The organism is Streptomyces sp. BPTC-684 (assembly GCF_030028635.1).
Lineage (GTDB): Bacteria > Actinomycetota > Actinomycetes > Streptomycetales > Streptomycetaceae > Streptomyces > Streptomyces noboritoensis.
The window spans coordinates 3,109,690-3,128,197 of record NZ_CP124863.1; the positions used below are offsets into that span (position 1 = coordinate 3,109,690).

Here is an 18,508-nt window from a genome sequence, read left to right on the forward strand (position 1 = left end):
ACCGAGCAGGAGAGACCCCGATGAACCGGCCCCCCGCCACCCGTCCCTTCGCCCCCCTCGACGCACAGCAGACGCTGCACCTGTTCGATGCGCTCACCTGGTTCCCCGCCCCCACGGACGAGGCCGCCCGGTGGCGCCGCGCGGCGGAGCACATCGCCGCGCATACTCCCGGCGCACAGCACCCCTCGCCCGAGGTCTGCCGGGCGGTCGCCGAGCGCGTCCTCGCAGCGTCCTCTCTCGACCCCGACCCCGTCCCCGCCTCCGGAGGCGGCCCTGCGGAGCTGTACCGCGCCAAGTACCACGTCATGACGGTGCTGTACCCGGACTCCTGGTTCACCTTTATGAACATGGGGTACGACGACGGCCTCCCCACGCCGCCCGCACTGCCGATCCCGCCCAGCCCCGTCTGGGAGTCCGCCGCCCGGCTCTACCACCTGACGGCTGGGCAGGCTCTCCTGGCGGACACCGACGTGCTCGACGTCGGTGCCGGGCGCGGGGGCGGGACCGCGCTCGTGGCCCGCGCGTATCGTCCGCGCTCGATCGTCGGTTTGGACAGCACGCCGGCGAACGTGGAGTTCGCCCGCCGCACGCACCGCGAGCCGGGCCTCTCCTTCCGCCGGGGGGAGGCCGAGTTCCTGCCGTACCCCGACGCACACTTCGACGCAGTGCTGTCCGTGGAGTCGATGCACTGCTTCACGGACCCGGACCGGTTCCTGACCGAGACCGCCCGCGTGCTGCGCCCGGGCGGGCATCTGCTGCTCGCCGACGAGTGGGACCGGGCGGCACCGTCGCCCGGTGTCGGGGCGGCAGCGGCCGGCCTTCAGGTGACAGGGCAGCGCGACATCACCCAGGACGTCGTACGCGCCCTGGACCTACTCCCCTCCCGCGCGCAGAAGCTGCGGACGAGCGACTGTGGCAGTGCCGATACCTACCGCCGCTTCTTCACCGAACGCCTGGCCCGGGACTCGGGACGGAACCTCAGGACCGGACGGTTCGGCTATGCCCTGATCAGTGCGGTGAAACAGGGATGAGCCCGGCTCCTCCGGGCCCGCCCGGCAGCTTGACTCGGGTTGTCAAGTGTTAGTCTTCGTCGCGAGTCACGGAGGTGTGGTCGTGGTAGATCTGAAAGGGCTCGGATCCCGGATCCGGCAGCTGCGTCGGGAAGCCGGGATGTCCCAGGCCGACCTGGCGGGCGACGACCTGTCGCCCAGCTATGTCTCCCTGCTCGAAGCGGGCAAGCGCAATCCCTCGGCCGCCGTTCTGGAACAGCTGGCCCAACGCCTGTCCTGCGATCCGGCCGGTCTGCTGGGCTTCATCGAGGAGCCTGGGGCGGATGACCTTGAACTGGAGCTCCACTACGCGGAGATGCTGCTGCGCAGCGGTGACCCGGAAGGAGCCCTGCGCGGTTTCGAGGCCCTTCGGGAGAAGGCTTCGGCGGACAGTGACCGGGTGACCGAGGAAGCCGCGGAGCTCGGGGCCGCCCGCGCACTCGAACACAGCGGCCGCCTGGAGGAGGCCGCCGTGCGCTACGAGGCGCTGCGTACCGCGGCACGGCATCCCCACAGCCGTGTCCCGGAACTCTCCGTCGTGGTGGCACTGTGCCGCTGCTACCGGGAGCTCGGCGACCTCTCCCACGCCATCGACCTCGCTGAAACCACCCTGTCGCACGTCCAGGACCTCAACCTCGCCCCCACGGTGGTCGGCATCGAGCTCGTCTCGACCCTCATCGGGCTGCACGTCGAGCGCGGCGACCTGCACCGTGCGGCCTACCTCGCGGCCCTCGGCATCGAGCAGGCCAGAGAAGTGAGCGACCCCAAGGCGCTGGGCGCCGTCTACTGGAACGCCAGTGTGGCCGCCCACCGCAACGGTCGCTCCGGTGACGCTCTCGAACTGATCCGCCAAGCCCTGGCGATCTATTCCGAGAGCGACAACCACCGCGCGCTCGCCCGGCTGCGCAACGCCTACGCCGGTGTCCTCCTCCAGACGGACACCCCGGACGTGGACACCGCCAAGGAACTGCTGCGGCAGAGCGCCGACACCCTGGCCAGCCAGGGAAGCACCGTCGACCTCGCCTACTGCGAGACGGCGCTGGCGCGTGCTGAGCTGCTTTCGGGCCGCCCCGATGCGGCCGTCGGCCACGCCCGGCGGGCCCTGGACCTGCTGGGCTCCAGCCACCGCCTGGAAACAGCCCGGACCCTGCTGGTGCTGGCCGCCGCTCAGCTGGAGCTGGGCGACGAGGAAGCGGCCCGGGCCGCCTACGAGCGGGGCGCGCTGACGCTGGAGGCGTCCGAGGCCGGACGCCAGGCGGCTTTCGCCTGGGCGGAGCTCGCCGAGGTTCTGGAGCGCTCGGGACAGGAGGAGCGGGCGGTGTGGGCATACCGGCAGGGCATGCGCTGCATGGGCCACCGGGGCGGCCTCCTCGCGACGCACCCCCGCCTTCCCGGCGGCTCGGTCCCCACCACCCGATAAGAGGGTGTGCTGGTCGTCGTTCCGGGCGGCCGCAACAGTCCCGAGGGTGGTGCGGACTCCGTCGGCCGACGGAACGCGTCTGCAGGGTCAGTTCGCGATGCCAGCACTCACCGATGCCCCCCGCGTCTCAAGGCAGGTCAGCGCCGCGTTCCTCTCCTTCGCCAGGAAGATCGTCTGCGCCATCATCTTGTAGCCGGACATACCCTCCCGCAGGGTCTCAAGAGACTCCTCCGGGTGCACCGAATCGACAACAGCGTTCGGGCCCACGGCGTTGAACTGGTGCGAGACCCCGCAGGGCACCTGCATGTCGACCCACGAGTTCGGGGGCACGATGACGTTGTGCCGCTGGCGGACGTGCGGGGCCGGGACATCCGGGAGCAGGTCGGTGAAGGCCTCAAGAGGGCCGCCGCTCCAGGTCGGTGAGGGGTGCACATCGACCGGTGCCAGGCTGGAGACCCTGATGGTGGTGTCGGGGCCCGTCATCATGCGTACGAACCGAGACCCCGTGTGGATGTGCATACGGGAGCATATGTTCCGGTCCCGGACGTCGTAGAAGTCCATCAGGTATCGGCCCGAGACGAACCCCTCGAAAGGAGGTTCGATCATAAAGACGTCGCCCTCCTCGAACTCCTGCGCCCGCTTGAGGGCGCCGGGCGGCGTGGGGTCGGTCCGCTCCTGCCTGTGCGCTTCCCGCACCATCCCGGTCAGGGCGCTGACAACGGCGAGGGCGGCATCTGCGGGGAGCTGGATGACCGGAGTCAGGCAGTTCTGGCCCGGGTCCTGGTGCTGGACAACGTCGTAGGACTCGTCCTCATGGTCCGGCGAATGCTTCATCTTGGCCGCCATGCGTCCTCCAAGTTCTCTGTTCTGTCGGTGCGTTCAAGTCGCACAGCGACGGAAGCCGATAGTTCGCCGGGCATGCCTGTAGTGGCTGGCCGGGTATTCGGCGGTTGGCAAGCTGGTGGGAAAGAAAGATGGGGAAACGAGGAGTAGAGGGTCCCGGTTTCCTTCGGCGGCAGGGCCCTGTCGGCCTCTGGTGTCGGCCGTGGGAGAAGGATCCGGCGGCGTCGGCACACGCCGGATGCGCACGCTCTCGTTCAGGGCGGGCCGTGCATACCGGGGTACGGCGCGACTGCGGCGCCCCGGTGCGGTGTTTCGGCGATACGGGATGCCCGCGCCCGCCGCAAAGTCATGTGGGGTCAGCAGCAGAGCGGCACATCACCGGCCGGCCGGGCCAGCGCGGTGACATCCGACGATCCGCTGCCGTGCGCGGAGGACTGTTCGCCCGCGGAAGTGAAGGAGCGGACAGCAACGGCCAGTGCGCCAACGGTGGCAATGAGACTGCGAAGCATGGTGACCCTCAGTTCGGGGGGGGGAAGCGGAAGTACGGGCAACAGCGGGGCGGGTATCGGGTGGGCAGCACCCGGCGGGCTGTGACTAAGCGGGAGGGATCCGTCCGGGGCCTGTGCGGCAGGGCCCTGTCCCGGGGCCCGCACCCGCGGCGGAGTTTCAGTGACCCCAGGTGACGTCGACCGGGTGCTTGTTGTCCCCGGGACGGCTCGTCGGGTCGAGGACCAGGTGGAGAGGAGGGGTCACCGGGTCGGCGGCAACGGCACGGCGCGATTCCGTGGTGGTGTCCGCGGTGGCCGAATGGGCCAGGCTCAGTGCGCCGACGGCGAGGAATGCGGCGGCGGTGGTCCTGACGACGCGGATGGCGAGCACGGACATTGGGTTCCCCCCGGGGTGAATCGCGGTGGTTGCATCCCGGGACGCTTTCGCGGGCCCCCGGGTGTCGGCCGGTTCCTTCCTGCCGATGCCCTTACTCTGCTGCGTCATCAGAACGGGTGGAAGGGACTTCTGGTGGACGGATCCTGCAACTGCATATCCCGTCCACCGCACTCCAGGAGCCCGTCCCAGTACTCGGGGACCAGAGCGGCCCCGCAGGCCAGCACGGACAGGCCGGCCAGCGAGGAGCACGCGAGAAGGGCCCGGTGGCAGACGAGCACCGCTGTGCGCTCCGCATCCGCCAGCGAGGCAGCCGTGAGGTAGACCCCCACGACCGGCTCCTCCAGACCGTCGGTGTGGACGCTGATGTGTTCCACGCCCTCACCCTCACGGGCCTGGCTCAGGAACAGCTGCGCTGCGTCAGGGGGGAGACCGGTGTGATCCGGGGCACGGAGTCGGACATGCACGAGATACATGCAGCCATCGTGGGCAGCGCGCATTCCTTCGTACAGACAGCAGGCGGGGCCTGTTTATGCAGGAACAGGAACTGACCAGGAGACATGCCCGGGCGCTTATGATTTTTCCCCGGTCAAACTTGTGCCACTACTGTGGGATATCTCCATGCTTGAGCTCCTGGGCCTCGACAATGAGGCCGAACGCGTCTACCGCGCCCTGCTCGCCCACCCCAAGGACGGGGTGGGCGAACTTGCCCACCGTCTTGCCCTTGATGAGACGGCACTGCGCAATTGCCTGGACCGCCTGAGCGCCCTCGCCCTGGTCAGGCCCTCGGGCCAGAAGGACGCCGGGTTCCGGCCGCTGAACCCGGAAGACGCCATGGAGCTGCTGCTGGCCCGCCAGCAGGCCGAGCTGGCTCGCCAGCAGGCCGAACTGGCAGCCCATCAGCAGAGGGTGGCCGCTTCCCGGGCAGCCGCCGCGCAACTGATCGCCGAGTGCTCCGCGCTGCGGCCGTACAGCGCTGCCGGCGTCGAGAGCCTGCACGGGCCGGAGGAGATCCGCGACCGACTGGCGCGGATGGCTGCCGACACCCGCCACGAAATGATGACTTTCGCGCCCGGTGGTGCGCACACGGCCAGCGACCTGGAGGCCAGCCGTCGCCCCAACGTCGAACTTCTCGACCGCGGCATAGCCATGCGCACCGTCTACCTCGACAGTGTCCGTAACCACCAGCCCACCCGCGACCACGTGGACTGGCTCCACCAGCGCGGCGGGCAGGTCCGCACCACCCCCACCCTGCCGATCCGGATGATCATTTCGGACCGGCGCGAGGCCGTGCTGCCCCTGGACACCGACGACGCCCACGCCGGTGCGGTGGTGCTCAGCTACAAAGGCACCATCGCCGCCCTGTGCGCGCTTTTCGAGAGTATCTGGCAGGCAGCGACCCCCCTGGGCACCGTGGCGGAACGCGACATGGACGGGCTGACCCGCCAGCACCGCGAGACACTCCACCTGCTTCTGCAGGGACTGACCGACGAGGCCATCGCCAAACGTCTCGGGGTCTCCCCCCGGACCGCTCGCCGCATCGCCGCCGAGCTCATAGACGCCCTCGGCGCCCGCAGCCGCTTCCAGGCCGGTGCCCACGCCGTCCAGAACGGATGGCTGCCCACCACTCGCAGCTGAGCACACCGTCAGGCCAAGGACGGGGCGGAGTTGATGCCCCTGGGCCCCAATGATGGGGAAGCATCGGGGCCTGGATGGGATCCACTGGCCAGGGGGTGGACGGAGCCGGAGCCGGGCTGGGAGGGCGGACCCTGGTCAGTTCCTCCGCGTGCTGCCGAAGGAGCGGGGCCAGCTCGCTGTACCAGCCGCGGCCGACGGCCTGGAGCATCTCGGCGAGGGCGATCCCCTCTTTCCGAGTGGTGGGGGTCGTGGCCGCCTCGCTGCAGTCGACACGGAGCCAGTGACCGCTCTCGGCGCGGCCAGGGCATCCTCCATACGTGCCCTGGTGGACGTGGCCTCGGACTTCGCCCAGGCCGTCACCGACGCTGCCCCCGCCATCGCGCAGTGGATGGATCGACGGAGCCTGTGGCACGGCCTGGCCGAGGCGGCTTGGAGGGAAGTCGCCGCGCAAAACGCCTGCTGGGCCAAGACCGGCCCGTCGCCGTCCGACGGGCCGCGGCCACCCGTGAATGCCTGTACCAGGTTCACCAGCTCCTGGACACCGGGGCGGGCCTGGTCGACTGCTACCGCCGGCTGAACCTCGCATGCGATGCCGACCTGCCCTTCCTGTACTCCTTCGCCACCGGTCTTGAACGGGTCCAGGGTTGGTACCGGGCATGGGTGAGGCCCGCCGCAGGGGTGCTGCGGCGGGCCTTGCTGTACCGGGGATACCGAGGGTTAGTCCTCGTGGAGGCAGCCGGCGGCCTTGACGTCGTTGCAGAGGGGGCGGGTTATGGCGCTGCTGTGGTGATCGTTGTTGCCGTGGTGGGTGAGGGCGGGGTTGAGGAGGGCGGTGGCTGCTGCGGCAAGGGCGGCAACGGTCAGGCCGAGGCGGGGCAGGGTCTTGGTCATGGGGATTCCTTTGGCCGAAGGGGGAGGATGAGGTAGCGAGAGAGGGCAGTTGGGGCGTTGTCGGCGCCAGTGCACGGTTCGATCGCGCGCTGGTCGCCGTTGATGTACAGGCCCGGATGCATGCGGGCCCCACCGTGCGACAGGCAGCTCATGTGCCAGACCGGGAGGTCGTGTGCTGTGTCTGCCGACGGTGCTGGCGCGGACACCTGGTGGGGTCGTGAGGGGAACTGGTCGAGGGGGACACCCCGCTGGAAAGATCCCAGTGGGGTGTCCCGTTCTTCCCCTGCGGTCAGCCGAGCCGGAACTTCTGGTGGTCACTGCCATCGCAGCTCTGCACTGCGAGCGCCTGCCCGGCAGTGTCGGCTGTCAGGCAGTTCCCGTCGCGGCTGTTGCGGATCTGGGCCCAGCCGTTGCCCGCGTCCGCGAACTGCCAGAGCTGGTTGGTGGCGCCCTCTGCCGTCTTCCACAGGCCGGTGCGGTTGGAGTTGACATCGCGGTCGATCACCATGCCGCCACGGAAGTTGGTCTCGATCAGCCAGTTGCCGTTGCCCTTGTCCCAGAACGCCCACTTCTGGGCGTCGGAGTTGTTCTTGCCATAGGCCTGGACCCTGGTGCCCGGGGTGGTGCTGCCCTGTGCCAGGTCGACGGCCAGGCCGTTGGCGGCTGTCAGGGCCGCGACCTGGCCGTGTGCCGGCCGGTTCGAGGCGCCGGACGTGCCGCCGGTCGAGCCGCCGCTGGTGCCGGTGCCGCCTCCGGCGGTCCCGAAGTCGGGGCTGATGCCGTTGATCGAGCGCGGGGTGCCGTTGGCCTGCGGGTAGAAACGGACCCGGGAGCCGCTTTCGGAGTTGGCCGAACCGTCGGGGTTCATGCGGGTGAAGCGGCCGTAGAAGCCCCAGTTGATCCAGCCGCCGTCGGACTGGTTGGTGAACTCACCGCCCTCGAAGGCCCAGATCCGGTACGTATGGATGGTGCCGTCCCACTGGTTGCAGTACAGCACGTCGCCCACCTCGTGGACTCCGGTGAGCGAGTCGATCCAGCGCGGCTTGTTGGGGTCTCTGTCGTCAGGGTCGTGCTTGACGTCGTAGACCATGATGTTGAGCCCGGGCTGCGCCCGGGATGCGCCCTCGACCAGCTTCTGGACGGTTGCGCCACGCTGGGCCTTCGTGCGGTATGCGTCCTGGAGCATGCTTAGCGCAGACAGGGCCAGGTTGCTGGCGTTGCCGCTGCTGCCGGGCGCGAACCCGCTGCCGACGGACGCCGATACGCCGGGGTCCTGCTTGGCCTCGTCGCAGTTGATCTTTCTGGTGGCCTGTGTCGCGATGCCGCACGCGTCCTGTTCGCTGTTGCCGATGACGTACGCGGAGGCCTTGTCGTTGGCGTCGCCCAGCTTGCTGTCCCGGAAGTTCGCGAGCTGGGTGTTGGGCGGGAAGCAGCTGATGATCTTCTGCGGTCCGATGTCCTCGTAGACGCCGACCCACTTGCCGGTGTTGTTCTTCGCCGAGCTCACCACGTCGTTTAGCCAGGACGCTCCCCCGGTGAACCAGGCTTGGCCGTCGCCGGTCCCAGTGAACTTGCGTCCCTGGAAGTCGGCGTCCTCCCACACGCAGAAGGCGCCCTGGTCGCAGTCCGGGCCGTCCGCGTAGGCCGTGGTCGCGAGTGCGGGCACCATGGACAGGCCGATCATGGCGGTGATGGTGGCGGCGGCGGTCCGGATCGCCGTCGGTCGGCGGGACGGGCGGGGAACGGTGGAGTTCTCGGGCATGGTCTTCTCCATTGGCGATACGCAGAGGCTGCCGGGCGCGGCGAAGCGCCCGGGCGGGGTGTTTGTGGATCGGCTCTGGCCGTTGAGGCGGGCGCCGAAGGGCCGGCGACCGTCGCGCGGTCGGGGGTGCGGTGGCGTGGTGGCCGCCGCTGGTCGGATCGGGGCCGAGGAGACCGGCGGGGGCTCGGCTCGCCCCGTGTTCAAAGGGCGGGGCCGAGAGCGAGCACCAGGGTCCGGGACCCGGGCAGTGGCTGCGTGGTGACGTGGGATCCGGCCGGGGCATACAGCATTTCCCCGGTGCGCAGGCGCAGGGTCAACGGGTTTCCGGCTGGCGGGGTGATGTGCCAGGTGTCGGCCCCGTCGAGCTGGTAGGCCAGTACGTCCTGTGCGGTCGGGGCGGCGTGAGGACGGTGCGGGGCGCCGGTGGGGCTGGTCAGGACGCTTACGTCCCGGCCCAGGTGGTGGGCGAGGGCGGCGGGCAGCGTGGATTCAGCGTCGTAGGGGGCGGAAGGTTCGTGTTCGGGCCACAGCAGGCCCGGAGCGCGTCCGAGGTGGACCGAGAGGAACAGGGCGATTTCCTGGACGAAGATCTCCTGCGGTTTCTCGGGAGCCTGAGTCGTGGGCCCCATCCGGCGCCTCCTTCCTGTCGCGGCCCCAAGGATGCCGTTCGGCGGTTGGGCCCGTGATGTTCGTGCTGACAGGAAGAATCCTGCGCGCCGGGAAGCAGTGGGAAAATCCGCGAGATTCCGTCCCCGCACCTGGGGTCCCGGTCACCAGGTCCCGGATTTCCGCCTCTCGGTCCGGTCACCACCTAGGCATGTATGGGCCAGCAACAGGCAGGCAGCAAAAGTGAGTTGATGGGTGGCGGCGGCGGGCTGACAACAGGGCTGGGGAGCCGGTTCGCGGGGTGTGGAGGGACCAGGGGGCGCGGCTAAGCCCACGACCCCACTCCCGTCCGAGTGCATGCATTGGCCCCGTCACCGTGGCCGCCACGTCTCGGGGGTCGGCACGCCGGAGCTGGTGGGGAACTTGAGCGAGCAGGTCTGGGGTGAAGGCGATCAAGGACTGCGATTTCCAGAGATCGCCATCTGCATGTGAACGTCAGTAGCAGACCTGCAGGGCCGGTTCAGCGCGGCTCAGGGAGCGATCGAGTCCTGCGGGTCGGGGTCGAGGAGACCGGTTCGGGCGGCGGCCGCTCCGGCCTGGAAGCGGCTGTCGGCTCCGAGGCGGTCCATGATGTCGGCGATATGGCGCCGGGCTGTGCGCAGGGACATGCCCAGGCGGCGCGCGATGGCCTCGTCCTTCAGGCCCGCGCCCAGCAGCCGCAGGATGGTCTGGTCGATCTCGCGGGCGACCTGTTCCAGGCCCTGGCTGGCGGCGTCCGCGAACACGGCGGCCTGCTCCCAGGCCTGCTCGAACAGCTCGCACAGGTAGGCGACGGTGTGCGGTTCGCGGACCACCACCGCGCCCCAGCTGCCATCGCTCAGGGGGAGGAAGGCCGTCTCGCGGTCGTACACGACGAGTCGGCCGAACAGTTCGTGCGCGGTGCGGTGCTCGGCGCCGAGCTCGGTTGCGGCGGCGACGTACGCCTGGGTGGGGGCGTGGAAGCGGGACGTGTGGGGGTGCAGGACCCGCAGCCGGACACCCCGGTCCAGCAGGGGCCGGTCGCGCTCCAGCGTGTCGCGCAGGGTCTCGGGGGTGCGGAAGCCGCCCGCGGGCTGACAGGTGAAGACCTCACTGCGGCAGGCCGAGGCGGCCCGGGTCATGAGGGTGCGCACCGTGTGCATGCCGGAGACGACCTCCAGCGCACCGCCCGCGGCCTGTACCCCGCGCTGGTAGGCGGAGGTGAACTGCTGCAACTGCCGACGCATCTGCAGGAGCTGCTGCTGGCGGGCCCGGATCTCCTCCTCCACCGGAGCGGCCAGTTGCACGGCCGCCACCTCGGGAGCTACGGCATACCCGGTCCCGGGCTCCTCCGGGTCGACCTGGACGAGCCGGGCCGCCACCAGCCGCTCCATCGCGGCAGCCGCATCCGCCGTGTCCAGACCGAGGGCCTCGGCCGCGGCCCCCGCGTCGAGACGGCGGTGCTCGGCCACCCACTGGTAGACCTCCCGATCCGCTTCCCCACCGACGCCCGACAACATCCCGAGATGAAGCTCTTTGTCCACTTCGTCCCCCGCTCCTCTTACTGCCACGCAACTTTAGTGACAGGTGGGACATGTGGTGCAGGGGCTCGGCGGCGGCCATGCTGAACACGTCCCCGCCGGCCGTTCCGCCGGTTTCCGGGGCCCTCTCCTCACCCGACCGACCAACGGAGTCCTCGTGAAGCTGAAGCGCCTCGCCCTCACCGCCGTGACCGCGGCCCTGCTCGCCCTGGGCGCCCCGGCCGCCGCCCATGCCGAGGGCAATGCCCTGACCCGATGCCACTGGGTCACGGCCGAGGAGTACGTGAAGCGGTTCAGCCCGGAGGACCTTGCCCTCCTGAAGGAGTTCGGCGCCCTGCCGTCAGGACCGCAGCAAGTCTGCAACGACGGCGGCAGCGGCAACGGCTGGGGGCCGTGACCCCTCGACCAGCCCTGTCAGCCGCCTGCGACACCCACCAGCACACGGAGGCCAGCCATGACCGCTCACACTGCACCGTTGCCCGCTTTCACCGCCCGCGAGAAGGAACTCCTCACACACCTCACCCAGGGCTCCACCGACCACGTGATCGCCCGCCGCATGCAGCTGAGCCCCCACACCGTCGACACCTACCTGCGCCGCCTGCGCCTCAAGACCGGCACTAGCAACCGCATCCAACTCGCCATCCTCGCCCACACCGCTCTGCACCCCGCCCCTTGATTGACCGGCTGCGCTACGACAAGGGCCGCGATCGCCGTCTGCAGGCGGGTTGAGCGATGTCACCACTCCGATAGTGACGGCGGATCACCTACCACCTGGCCGGGCTGTCGGCGGCAACAGGAGGAGCGTTCAGCCGACGTCCAGATGGCTGCGCTCAACCGGGTTCTGGGCACCGCTGCTCCGATCCCCCTGCTCCAACTCTGCGCTGCCCGACCTGAGGAGGTGGCCTGGTGGCTCCCAGTGGCCGCACGCTCAGTGCATCGGCCGGCCCTCTACCTCTGCCATGAGGAGCCGGAGGGTCAAGGAGTGCTTTTCAGGGGGCAGGGCTTCCAGAGCGGCCCGCGAGTAGGCCACCCCTCCCGTGCTGTCCCCGGACCGAGCGATCATCAGCCCGCGATGCATTGCAAGGTGCGTGGCGAATCGAGGCAGCGTGGGGGGCAGTTCTGTCCGTGCTGCGTCCTGCGCCGCTACGGCCGTCTTCTCGTCCCCGAGCCGGGCGGCAAGCAGTGAGATGAACACGTTGACTCGCCACCAGGGCACGGCGTAGTCGCTGGTTTGCTCGTACGAACCCGTCTTGTCGAAGACTCGTCGACCTTGCTCGATGAGTCTCCGCGCTGTGTCGTGGTCTCCTCGGATCGCTGCCGCGTGGGCCTTGCCGAAGATGGCGTTCAGCAGCCCGAGCGAGGGCTTGTCGCTGATCGCCATTGCCTGATCGGCCAGCATGTCAGCAACGCCGAGGGACGCCCCCTCGTACCCCAGGGCGATGGCCGCGCGGCCCCGGACCCACACGCGTGCCGCCTCGTCTCCAGAGTGGTCGACGGCCTTGGCTGCCATGCGGTACCAGTGGACGGCCTTGGAGCCGTCCGATCCCGGAAACGTTTTGGCGTACAAGGTCATCAACCGGGAGGCCGCAGACCAGAGTTGGGGTGTGTCGAGCTGCTGTTGCACGGTGACCAGTTCCGCGCTGACCCGCCGCTGGATGTCGGCGGCGCCCAGGCTCATGTACTCGGTGCCGTACGTGGCCAGCTTGGCCTCCCAGGCATCCGCTGTGGGACCGCCGGACAGGCGGGCGGCGAACCCTGCGGACAGCAGGTCCGAGGCCACGACAGGGGCTATGGCGGCTCCGGCCGCATCGGTCAGGAACGTACGGCGCTTCACTTCACCCTCAAGCACTGCTAGGGGCACGTCGAGGACTGCGGACAGGCACCGCAGGTAGAACGGGCCGGGCGTGACCTTGGAACGCTCCCAACGGCTCACATACTCCCGGTCGAGGTTCGTTCCGAAGGTGTCGTTGATCGCCGACGCTAGCCGCCCCTGGCTCCACCCGCGAGCCTTCCGAAGGTCTGTGATCAGTTCCCCGATGGCCATGGGCCCATCTTGCCCCTACGGCTGCCCCTAGACGGATGGCGAACGGGGACGCGGTGGCGACTTGCCCCTAGGGATGCCCCTACGTGGTCCCGCTGCCGAGCGGGACGATCCCGGCACGACCACGCGAGGGGACGGCGAGAGACCATGGCTGACCACTGGACCCCCACCACGGGCGCGTACGCGGTGGACACGACGAGCGGCCGGATCGGTGAGGTAAGCAAGCTGTTCGAGGGGGTCGCGTACCTGGTTCCGCCGGGTGGTGGTGCCGAGTGGGCGGTAGACCCTGCCGCGTTGCGGTCGCCGACCGATGCGGAGACGTGGCAGGCGCAGGTATGGACGCGTCCCGTGGGGTCGCTCTGATGTGGGCAGTGGTACCCGGACCTCCGTGGGTTCCCGCCCCCGGCGTGCTGGTCAAGGACACGGCGGGCGGGCGGCTCGGGAAGGCTGTTGCGTGGGACGGTGACACACGCATGGTCACGCTGGCACCGCCGGACGGCGGGGAAACGTGGGAGACCGGCGCGTTCCGCCCGGCGAACGAGCCGGAGGGGCTGAGGTGACGACTATCCCTGAGAGGCTGCACAGGCAGCCCGCATGCTCGTTACCGACCCCGGTGCTCGTGAACCTCGTAGACGACCCTGACGGCCCGTACGCGGACTCTCCCGAGGGCTGGTGGACCAAGTGCGGCGGTGCGCTGGACGTGCGCTCAGGTGTGGTCTACATCCCGCGCAACCCGCTTGCCCGCAACATGCCCCGCCGCAAGTACTCCAAGGACGGCGAAGTCTGAGACTCCCGACCCCCGGTGAGACCAACTGTCACGAGTGGTCCCGCCCCAGCCGGGGGTTCGGGGTAAGCCCCCGCCCGGTCGCACGCCCCGTGAGGCGGAGACGGCCGGGCGGGCCAGCAAGTTCACGACGGTGCGGGGACCGATTCCCCGTTCTTCGGAGGAAGGAAACGCACGATGGCTGAGCGACCTGAATTCGAGTTCCACACGTCGAGCGTGTGCAAGTACGACCCGAACGACCGACGCTGTGTCGAGGTGGCGACCAACATCCCCGGCAAGGTGGCCGTCCGTAACTCGGAGACTGGCCGGACGGTTGAGTTCACAGCGGTTGAGTGGACCGACTTCCTGGGCGGTGCCAAGCTGGGCGAGTTCGACTTGTCGGCGTAGGGAGACCCAATGCAGAGGTGCCCACGATGCGGTAGCAGCGCCGAGACTGATCCGGAGCATGTGCGGGTGGTCTGCTGCTTGTCGTGTTGGCACACATGGGTGCTTCCTGATGAGCAGCGTTGCTCTGGGACGCGGAACTTCCTGGCCCCTGGGCTCCGCATGCTGGAGGAGTACCGGGACCTGAACCGCTGAGTCCCGCACCCGCCCCGGTCGGCACGTGCCCCAGTGTGCTGGTCGGGGTGGTGGTCGACGAGCTGGTCGGTGGCGGCCTGGACGTGGGCGGTGGCCCGCTGCACGGAATCAAGGACGGCGTCGAGGTGGGCATCGGCGGGGCGGTCACCGGAGTTGATGGCCCGGGCCAGCTGGTTGAGGTTGTTGCCGACGTGGCCGAGGTGACGGCGGGCGGCGAACAGCTCCGCGACCAGCTCGCGTTCACCCGCCACTGCAGCGGCAGCGCGGTCGAGATCACGGGCCGCATCAAGGGCGGCGCGGGCCAGGAAGCCGGCGACGGTGACACCCGCAGCCGCGGCAGCGGCGGTGATGCGGGCGAGTTCGTCGTCGCTCAGACGCGTGGTGCGCACATGGGGACGCTGGCGGCGCTGGTAGGAGCGTCGGCGCGCACGCGACGACGCAGACGACGATGCGCTGCGCGTCGGCGCGGCGGGTTGCTGGTCTTCTCCCCTCTGCGGTCCGCCCCCGGTCGCAGCCTCCTCGTCCAGCGTCCCCCGGCGCCGGACGAGGCCCTGCCCTCCAGGGGCGGGGGACCCTTTGGAGACTCCGCCGAGGGTGGAGTCTCCAAAGGGATAACTTGCTCCGCTTGGGAGCGCGATGCCGTTCGGAGAACTGCCGTCCATAGCAAGGGATTCGGCTTGCGTCCTGGGCTGGTATGGGCTCGGCGAGCCGGGCGTTGTTGCGTTGTTCATCGGGTGGTTCGGGCCCTATCAATGGGGGGTGGAGGTCAGTTGCAGATGAGGCAGCGGGCGTAGTGGCGGGACAGGGCGCGGGCCATGTCCTGTCTCACGCCCAAGGCGTGGCGGGCGCTGGCTTTTGCGGCGCTGCTGCCGAGCGGCGCTGGCGTCCGGCGGCGACCTTCGCCCGCACCGTCCGCGGACGCGGCCCCGTCCGGGGGGCCGTTCCCCGCTCGCGTCCGGGTTCGCTCCGGTCCGGGTTGTTGTCCGGGTTCGGTGCGGCGGTCCGGCCTGGCTCCGGGTGCCGTCCGGGTTCGCCGTCGTCCGGGTCACCAGGCGTTGTCCGGGCTCCGGTCCGGGTTCGCTGCCGTCCGGGTTGCCGTCTGGGTTCGGTGGGGCCGTCCGGCCTGTTTCTGGAGCCGTCCGGGTTCCGTCCGGGTTCTGCGCACCGGACCATCCCCGTCTCCGTCCGGGTTCCCTTCGGTTTCCGTCCCGTCCGGGTTCGCCATGGGCCGGTCCGGGTCCGGTCCCGTCCGAGTTCGGTCCGGGTTGTCGGATGCGGTCCGGGTTCGCCGTGGTCCGGGTTCGGTGCGGTGGTCCGGCCCGGCGCCGGTTGCCGTCCGGGTTCGGTCCGGTCCGGGTTGATGCGGCGCGTGGGCGCGATGGCGGTCAGGCGGCGGGGCGGTAGCGGCGGTCCGGGCCGTCCAGATGGACCGGGGTGCACATGCCCGACAGGCGGGACAGGATCCGGTCGCCGACCCTGGCGCGCAGCACCGGCTGGCGCGGGTCCGTCCGCTCGGTGCGGACGGGGGCGAGGTTGGTGGTGATGATCGTCGGCAGGTGGTGCTCGGCCCGCCAGCTGAGCAGCCGGAAGTTGATCTCCTCGGTCCACTCGCTGTTTTTCGCGGCGCCGAGGTCGTCGAGGAGCAGCAGCGGGGTGCGCATGATGCGGCGCAGCAGGGGTTCGGGGTCGGTGCCGCTGCGGGGGCGCATCTGCCCGTACAGGTCGGCGGCCTTGATCGCCTGCCATTGCACACCGCACCCGGCCGCCGTCAGGGACCGGATCGCCGCGTACGCCTGGTGGGTCTTGCCCGCACCGGTGTCACCCCACAGCAGCAGGCTGGGCCCGTGGGCGATACGGCGCCGCCCGGACGCACCGAACTGCGGGGCCAGCGGATCATCGCCCGGCGCCACCGCCGCACCGGCCACAGCCTCCACCTGCGGGTGCGAGACGCGGGCGTCGCGGTAGTCGATCGGGATGCGCAGCTGCGCGGCCTCCAGCGCCGGAGACGGCTCCGGGGCGTCCACCTCGGGGGTGGTCGGGTTGAGGGTGATGTTGCGTTCGGCGAGCTTGCGGGCGATCCAGGCCATCGCCGGGCTCTCGCCGCTCGTGCGCGGGCCAGCCGCGAGGGCGGTCACAGGGCGACTCCGAAGATCCCGGTCGGCTCGCTGGCGTTGAGGTACGGCGTGTACCCGGTGGTGGGGGAGGGGGCGTGGCCCCAGGGCCCCGCGCCGGAGGCGGACGACGTGCTCCAGCCGGACGACGCCAGGACCGGCTCGGCGTTTAGGACCTCGTTCACCAGCGAGGGCAGCACGCTGGGGTGCAGGCCCTTGGCCCGCAGCCGCTCCAGGGCCGGGCGCAGCACGTCGGGTCCGTAGCCCTCCTCCAGCAGCAGCCGGATCTGCTTGCCGAGGTGGCCGAGGAACGCTTTCGGGGCGCGACCGCCGGGGCAGGCGCGGATGTACTCGCTCATCAGCCGCTTGGCCGACCACTCACCCGCACCCGCCTCGCCCGGCTGTCCCTCGGAAGCGGAAGGCGGCGCGGGCGCCGCGCGCCCCCTACGGGAAGATCCAGGATCCACGATCCTAGATCCAGTACGTGAAGCCTCACTGAATGTGGCCCCGATCACCACGCCCTGATCCTCTGGAAGGCCCTGACCTGCGGATTCATCATCCAGCGGAACCGGGGCGGTGGGCGCGGGGGCGAGGGGTGCGGCAACGGCTTCGGCCGCGACCTCGACCGGCATGGTGGCCTGGGTCACACGCATCGTGGTGGCCCGGGTCACACTCGGCGCCACAATGGTGGCGTGGGTCACCATGGGATTGGTGGCCTGGGTCACAGCGGGGGTGGAGGTCTGGGGCGCGTCGGCGGCTGCGGCGTGGGTGCTCTCGGAGGCCGCAAGCTCAATATCGAAGCGGGGCGCCGACGCCTCGCCGCTCGTCGAGAGGGCTGCGGACTCGGCGGCGTCGCACGCCTCCGGTGTGCCTTCGGCAGGCGCCGGGTCGCGGTGTGCGGCGGGGCACTGGGTGCGCTCGCATTCCCCGCACGCCTTCACGGCGTCGTGGGCCGGGCAGCGCGGCAGTCGCGAGTCGGAGGGCCGGTTGATGCGCTGGTGGCGGTCCCATGTGACGATGTGCAGCCACCGCTTGCCGTCGCAGCCGATGTAGCGGCAGATCAGCCCCGCCTGGGCCAGCTGCTCCAGGTCGTCGGCGACGTCGGCGGGAGTGTGCTCGCGGCGCAGCGCCCACAGCCGCCCGGCGATGACCGCCGGATGGTCGCGAAAGCGCCCGGCGTCGTCGGACTGGGTGAGCAGTCCGAAGAACGTCACCATCGCGGTGACCGAGACGCTCGCGAGGTCCTCGGACTCGAAGGCTTCGGGCTTGATGGTGCGGATCCGCGCCACGCCTATCGCCCCGCCTTCGCGGCGAGGGCCGGTGACGCGGGGGAGTGGGCGGACAGGGGCGCGAGTAGTGCCGTGCAGGCCCTACTGTGGGGCATAGACGTTCCTCACCCGGTGGCATGCGACGCCACCGCTTGATTGCTCAGATGCGGGCGATATCGGTAGGGGACTCTGGGCCCTCGGCGTTGGCGCGCCGGGGGCCTGCTTGCTTTCGGGCATGGCCAACACAGCCACACCCGCCCCGCGCAAGTCCAGTATTTCGCCGGGAAATCAAACAGCTGACGGCGAACACGTCCCTGCGGGGGGATCCAAACAGTAAGCCCGAATCCCCGGCTGGCGAAATAGTCCGCCATTGCAACGGGGCGAAAAGGGGCAACCGGTAAGACTCGGACGGCAGGCAATCCATGGTTCCGTGCCCGACGTCATGCCAGGTCGGAGTCGATGTTCTGGTGGAGTGCCCCGCGTCGCGCCCCGATGATTTCGCCAACCGGGAATCCCGGTCTATATTGCGCCCAGCGCACTGGTCCGGCAGGAGACCTGACAACAAAGCCGCGGAATATAGCAGCGGATCCACGGTTTCCGAAACCGGGAATCCAGAGTTACAAAATAGGCATGATCAAAATCCCTTTGGGAATCGGCCTGACCGGGCAGCGAACCGCCCGGTCCATCGAACGGACCCGCGCCGCAGGCGGTGTCAGCCAGCGGCAGCTGGCCGACCGCGTGACGGCGCTGGGCCGCCCGATGACCTTCACGATGCTGTCCCGCATCGAGCGCAGGCAGCGCCGCTGCGATGTCGACGACCTCGTCGCCATCGCAGCCGCCCTCGGCGTCTCCCCGCTCGACCTCCTCAGCGAGGCCCCGTAGCGGCCCGGCCGCCAGCTCGCACCCGGGTGCGCCAACGCCCGTGAGCCACAGCCCACTTCACTTCGCCCGCATCTGAGCGATCAACACCCGGCATCTGCGGAAGTCGCCTCGCCGTGCCCGAGAAGGAACCTCCTTGCGCCGAACGGCCACACCCCCTGCTCTCCCGTACCTCCTCGCCGCGAAGGAGGTGATC

At 69.9% G+C, this 18,508-nt stretch carries 19 protein-coding genes and 1 pseudogene; 9 read left to right on the top strand and 11 right to left on the bottom strand.

Features of this window, described 5'->3' with window-relative positions:
• Positions 1-20 precede the first annotated feature (20 nt).
• On the top strand, positions 21-1,031 hold the full coding sequence (locus QIY60_RS13850) for a class I SAM-dependent methyltransferase (protein WP_283142698.1): 1,011 nt from the start codon (positions 21-23) through the stop codon (positions 1,029-1,031).
• Positions 1,032-1,113: 82 nt separating this feature from the next.
• Positions 1,114-2,469: a helix-turn-helix domain-containing protein gene (locus QIY60_RS13855; protein ID WP_283142699.1), complete on the top strand. Its 1,356-nt coding sequence runs from the start codon at positions 1,114-1,116 to the stop codon at positions 2,467-2,469.
• An 87-nt stretch (positions 2,470-2,556) separates the two neighbouring features.
• On the opposite strand, the gene QIY60_RS13860 is transcribed toward QIY60_RS13855, so the two are convergent.
• The 3 genes from QIY60_RS13860 to QIY60_RS13870 all read right to left on the bottom strand — a co-directional run bounded on the left by QIY60_RS13860 (position 2,557) and on the right by QIY60_RS13870 (position 4,571).
• Positions 2,557-3,315: a hypothetical protein gene (locus tag QIY60_RS13860; RefSeq protein ID WP_283142700.1), complete on the bottom strand. Its 759-nt coding sequence runs from the start codon at positions 3,313-3,315 to the stop codon at positions 2,557-2,559.
• 663 nt (positions 3,316-3,978) lie between these two features.
• On the bottom strand, positions 3,979-4,197 hold the full coding sequence (locus QIY60_RS13865; RefSeq protein WP_283142701.1) for a hypothetical protein: 219 nt from the start codon (positions 4,195-4,197) through the stop codon (positions 3,979-3,981).
• Between the two features lie 107 nt (positions 4,198-4,304).
• A complete protein-coding gene (locus tag QIY60_RS13870) occupies positions 4,305-4,571 on the bottom strand; it encodes a hypothetical protein (RefSeq protein WP_283142702.1) in 267 nt (88 codons plus the stop codon).
• Between the two features lie 244 nt (positions 4,572-4,815).
• On the opposite strand from QIY60_RS13870, the gene QIY60_RS13875 reads away from it, so the two are divergent.
• Positions 4,816-5,832 carry a LuxR family transcriptional regulator gene (locus QIY60_RS13875; protein ID WP_283142703.1) on the top strand — a complete coding sequence of 339 codons (1,017 nt, stop codon included), beginning with the start codon at positions 4,816-4,818 and terminating at the stop codon, positions 5,830-5,832.
• Positions 5,833-6,549: 717 nt separating this feature from the next.
• On the opposite strand, the gene QIY60_RS13880 is transcribed toward QIY60_RS13875, so the two are convergent.
• From QIY60_RS13880 to QIY60_RS13895, 4 genes are all read right to left on the bottom strand, one after another.
• Positions 6,550-6,723, bottom strand: coding sequence for a hypothetical protein (locus tag QIY60_RS13880; protein WP_283142704.1), 174 nt, complete (start codon positions 6,721-6,723; stop codon positions 6,550-6,552).
• Between the two features lie 289 nt (positions 6,724-7,012).
• Entirely contained in the window at positions 7,013-8,485 is a 1,473-nt protein-coding gene (locus tag QIY60_RS13885) for an RICIN domain-containing protein (protein ID WP_283142705.1), read from the bottom strand.
• Between the two features lie 200 nt (positions 8,486-8,685).
• Positions 8,686-9,114, bottom strand: a complete 429-nt coding sequence (locus QIY60_RS13890) for a hypothetical protein (RefSeq protein WP_283142706.1) — start codon at positions 9,112-9,114, stop codon at positions 8,686-8,688.
• Positions 9,115-9,621: 507 nt separating this feature from the next.
• Entirely contained in the window at positions 9,622-10,653 is a 1,032-nt protein-coding gene (locus QIY60_RS13895) for a LuxR C-terminal-related transcriptional regulator (RefSeq protein WP_283142707.1), read from the bottom strand.
• A gap of 154 nt (positions 10,654-10,807) precedes the next feature.
• Between QIY60_RS13895 and QIY60_RS13900 the strand changes: the two genes are divergently transcribed.
• Positions 10,808-11,047, top strand: a complete 240-nt coding sequence (locus tag QIY60_RS13900; protein ID WP_283142708.1) for a hypothetical protein — start codon at positions 10,808-10,810, stop codon at positions 11,045-11,047.
• Between the two features lie 57 nt (positions 11,048-11,104).
• The gene (locus QIY60_RS13905) at positions 11,105-11,326 is read left to right on the top strand and encodes a helix-turn-helix transcriptional regulator (protein WP_283142709.1); all 222 of its coding nucleotides are present in this window, start codon (positions 11,105-11,107) and stop codon (positions 11,324-11,326) included.
• Positions 11,327-11,578: 252 nt separating this feature from the next.
• On the opposite strand, the gene QIY60_RS13910 is transcribed toward QIY60_RS13905, so the two are convergent.
• A complete protein-coding gene (locus QIY60_RS13910; protein WP_283142710.1) occupies positions 11,579-12,694 on the bottom strand; it encodes a helix-turn-helix transcriptional regulator in 1,116 nt (371 codons plus the stop codon).
• A gap of 144 nt (positions 12,695-12,838) precedes the next feature.
• On the opposite strand from QIY60_RS13910, the gene QIY60_RS13915 reads away from it, so the two are divergent.
• The 3 genes from QIY60_RS13915 (at position 12,839) to QIY60_RS13925 (ending at position 13,862) form a co-directional block, all read left to right on the top strand.
• Positions 12,839-13,054 carry a hypothetical protein gene (locus QIY60_RS13915; protein ID WP_283142711.1) on the top strand — a complete coding sequence of 72 codons (216 nt, stop codon included), beginning with the start codon at positions 12,839-12,841 and terminating at the stop codon, positions 13,052-13,054.
• Between the two features lie 256 nt (positions 13,055-13,310).
• On the top strand, positions 13,311-13,478 hold the full coding sequence (locus QIY60_RS13920) for a hypothetical protein (protein WP_283142712.1): 168 nt from the start codon (positions 13,311-13,313) through the stop codon (positions 13,476-13,478).
• A gap of 174 nt (positions 13,479-13,652) precedes the next feature.
• Positions 13,653-13,862, top strand: coding sequence for a DUF397 domain-containing protein (locus QIY60_RS13925; RefSeq protein ID WP_283142713.1), 210 nt, complete (start codon positions 13,653-13,655; stop codon positions 13,860-13,862).
• 266 nt (positions 13,863-14,128) lie between these two features.
• Here QIY60_RS13925 and mobC read toward each other — a convergent pair.
• From mobC to QIY60_RS13940, 3 genes and pseudogenes are all read right to left on the bottom strand, one after another.
• A pseudogene (gene mobC, locus QIY60_RS13930) lies at positions 14,129-14,785 on the bottom strand (plasmid mobilization relaxosome protein MobC); the annotation flags it as partial.
• A 654-nt stretch (positions 14,786-15,439) separates the two neighbouring features.
• Entirely contained in the window at positions 15,440-16,189 is a 750-nt protein-coding gene (locus QIY60_RS13935) for an ATP-binding protein (protein WP_349253917.1), read from the bottom strand.
• Positions 16,186-17,454: a hypothetical protein gene (locus QIY60_RS13940; protein ID WP_283142714.1), complete on the bottom strand. Its 1,269-nt coding sequence runs from the start codon at positions 17,452-17,454 to the stop codon at positions 16,186-16,188. The genes QIY60_RS13935 and QIY60_RS13940 overlap by 4 nt, the downstream gene beginning before the upstream one ends.
• Positions 17,455-18,063: 609 nt before the next feature.
• Between QIY60_RS13940 and QIY60_RS13945 the strand changes: the two genes are divergently transcribed.
• A complete protein-coding gene (locus QIY60_RS13945) occupies positions 18,064-18,315 on the top strand; it encodes a helix-turn-helix transcriptional regulator (RefSeq protein WP_283142715.1) in 252 nt (83 codons plus the stop codon).
• Positions 18,316-18,508 lie beyond the last annotated feature (193 nt).